The sequence below is a fragment of the Methylobacterium sp. WL116 genome (assembly GCF_008039455.1).
GTDB lineage: Bacteria > Pseudomonadota > Alphaproteobacteria > Rhizobiales > Beijerinckiaceae > Methylobacterium.
The window spans coordinates 1-2,393 of the sequence record NZ_VRUV01000627.1 but is presented as its reverse complement, the minus strand read 5'-3'; the positions used below and the strand labels follow the sequence as shown (position 1 = coordinate 2,393).

General features: G+C 71.2%; 3 protein-coding genes and 1 pseudogene. 2 read left to right on the top strand and 2 right to left on the bottom strand.

Annotated features, from left to right (window positions below; all coding sequences use genetic code 11):
• A pseudogene (locus FV223_RS25480) lies at nt 1-413 on the bottom strand (molecular chaperone DnaJ); the annotation flags it as partial.
• Nucleotides 414-543: 130 nt separating this feature from the next.
• Here FV223_RS25480 and FV223_RS25475 point away from each other — a divergent pair.
• The gene (locus FV223_RS25475) at nt 544-828 is read left to right on the top strand and encodes a BolA family protein (RefSeq protein ID WP_147729557.1); all 285 of its coding nucleotides are present in this window, start codon (nt 544-546) and stop codon (nt 826-828) included.
• Nucleotides 829-846: 18 nt separating this feature from the next.
• Nucleotides 847-1,266 (top strand): alternative ribosome rescue aminoacyl-tRNA hydrolase ArfB, encoded by a 420-nt coding sequence (arfB, locus tag FV223_RS25470; protein ID WP_147729556.1) that lies wholly within the window; start codon nt 847-849, stop codon nt 1,264-1,266.
• A 46-nt stretch (nt 1,267-1,312) separates the two neighbouring features.
• On the opposite strand, the gene FV223_RS25465 is transcribed toward arfB, so the two are convergent.
• On the bottom strand, nt 1,313-2,080 hold the full coding sequence (locus FV223_RS25465) for a YoaK family protein (RefSeq protein WP_147729555.1): 768 nt from the start codon (nt 2,078-2,080) through the stop codon (nt 1,313-1,315).
• Nucleotides 2,081-2,393 lie beyond the last annotated feature (313 nt).

The window sequence follows — 2,393 nt, the reverse complement described above, 5'->3', positions numbered from 1 at the left end:
CCCTCGGCGCGCAGCACGCCGAGCGGGTCGACATAGGCCCAGTCGCGCGGCGGCGCGTCGGCCGCCTTGGCGCTCGCCGGGCGGTTGACGCCCATCGCCCAGGTCGGGCGGTGGCCGATGATCGCGTCCTTCTGGAAGGCCTGGACGGCGTCGTCGTTCATGCCGTCGAAGTAGTTGTACGTGGCGTTGTAGGCCTTCACATGGTCGATGCAGAAGTTCCAGTACTGCCCTTCGGCGCGGCGGCCCTTGGGCGCACGGAACAGGCCCGCATGGGTGCAGCCCTCCGCCTCGCAGGTGCCGGCGGGCTTGCCGCTCGCGGTCTTCCCGCCGGCGGTCTTGCCGGCCGCGGTCTTCGGCTCGTCGCAGGTGCGCCGGATGCGGATGCTGTCGAACAGGGGCGAGTTGAGATCCATGACGGGGCGATTATGAGGGGGCGGACCCGAGACACAAGGGCGCCGGGCCTGATGACGCATGCGGGCGAACGGGCTTGACGGCCCGGCCGCTTGGTGACGCGGCTGTTCGGGTGAGACGAGGGACGGGCGGATGACCGAGACAGCGACGCTGCGGGACTGGATCGAGGGTAAGCTGGCGGCGGAACTCGCGCCCGCGCGCCTCTCGGTGGTGGACGAATCCCACCTGCATGCCGGCCATTCCGGCGCGCGGCCGGGGGGCGAGACGCACTTTCGCATCGATGTGGTCTCGGCCGCCTTCGAGGGGAAGAGCCGCGTCGACCGTCACCGCGTCGTCAACGCGCTGATGGCCGAAGCGTTCGCGCGCGGCCTCCATGCGCTGGCCGTGAAGGCGCGCACCCCGGCGGAAGCCGGCTGAGCCGGAGGGGAGGGGGCCGTGGCCCTGGTCTGCACGCCCCAGATCGCCATCGACGAGGCGGAGCTGCACGAGACCTTCGTGCGGGCGTCGGGTCCCGGCGGCCAGAACGTCAACAAGCTCTCGACCGCGGTGCAGCTGCGCTTCGACGTGCGTCGCTCCGCTGCGCTCCCGGACGCGGTCGCGGTGCGGCTGATGCGGCTCGCCGGGCGCCGGCTCACCGCCGACGGCGTCCTGGTGATCAGCGCCCAGCAGTTCCGCACGCAGGAGCGCAACCGCGCCGATGCCCGCGAGCGGCTGGCCAAGCTCGTCGCCGAAGCCGCGGTGCCCCCGGTGCCGCGCCGGGCCACGCGCCCGACCCTCGCCTCGAAGAAGCGCCGGCTCGAGGCCAAGACCCAGCGCGGCGCGACCAAGCGCCTGCGTGGGGCGCCGGTGGATTGAGCGTTTCTTTCCTCCCCCCGCAGAGGGGGAGGGGAAGAGTGGGCGATCAGTGGATCGCGTCGATCGCCTTCGCGTCGGGGCTGGCGTCGGGGGCCGGCGAGGAGCCGGCGACCAGCGTGCTGCCGGGCTTGGCGATCGTCAGGATCACCGCGACCACGGCGAGCAGGGCGGCGAGCGCCGCCGGGAACAGGAAGGCGGTCTCGCCGTAGCGAATCTGCAGCAGGCCGCCGACGACCGCGCCGGAGGAGAGCCCGGCCCAGAGCGGCGCCTGGATCCAGAACGAGGACGCGACCGTCCCGAGGATCAGGTTGGCCATGCCGGTGCCGAAGCGGACCACCGCGCCGGTGACGTAGGTGAGCGCGATGCTGCGGCCGCCCTCGTCCTGGAGGATCGCGTTCTGCAGGCCGAGCGCCAGCACGATCGGGTAGGCGTGCAGCGGGAAGGCGAAGGTGCCCCAGGGCATCAGCAGGCCGAGCGCCAGCAGCGCGGCTTCGATCGTCAGCAGCACCGAGAGTCGCCAGCGGCCGACCCAGGCGGCGATCAGCGTCCCGAGGAAGGCGCCGAAGCAGAACACCAGGATCACCGTTACGACGCGGGCGGTGTTCTCCCAGTCGGCGTTGGCGACGGCGACGCCGAAGCGGGTGGTGTTGCCGGACATGAACGACATGAACAGCTGCGAGAACTCGAGGAAGCCGATCGAGTCCGTCGCGCCGGCCAGGAACGCGAGCACGATCGCGAGCGGGATGCGGGTCGCCGCGCTCGCCGGGAAGGCCTTGTCCGGCGGATCGCCGGGAGCGGTCTTCTCGTTCACCATGGAATGCCTCGCAAGCGTCGTGGGTCGCGCCCGCGCCCCCGCGGGAAGGCGCAGATCGTTGAACGGACCTTGGCGGAATCGCCGGCTATAAAGGGTCGAGCACGGCCAAGGTTCAACCTGCTCATCACGGCGGCGTGTTTTTCCTCACGTTGCTGTGCGGCGCAGGGATTAAACTGCGTCACGTCTCGGGTTTGACTGCGATCACCGTTCGGCCGGGAACGTCGTGGCCGCGCTCGACCCTTTATAGCCGGCGATTCCGCCAAGGTCCGTTCAACGATCTGCGCCTTCCCGCGGGGGCGCGGGCGCGACCCAC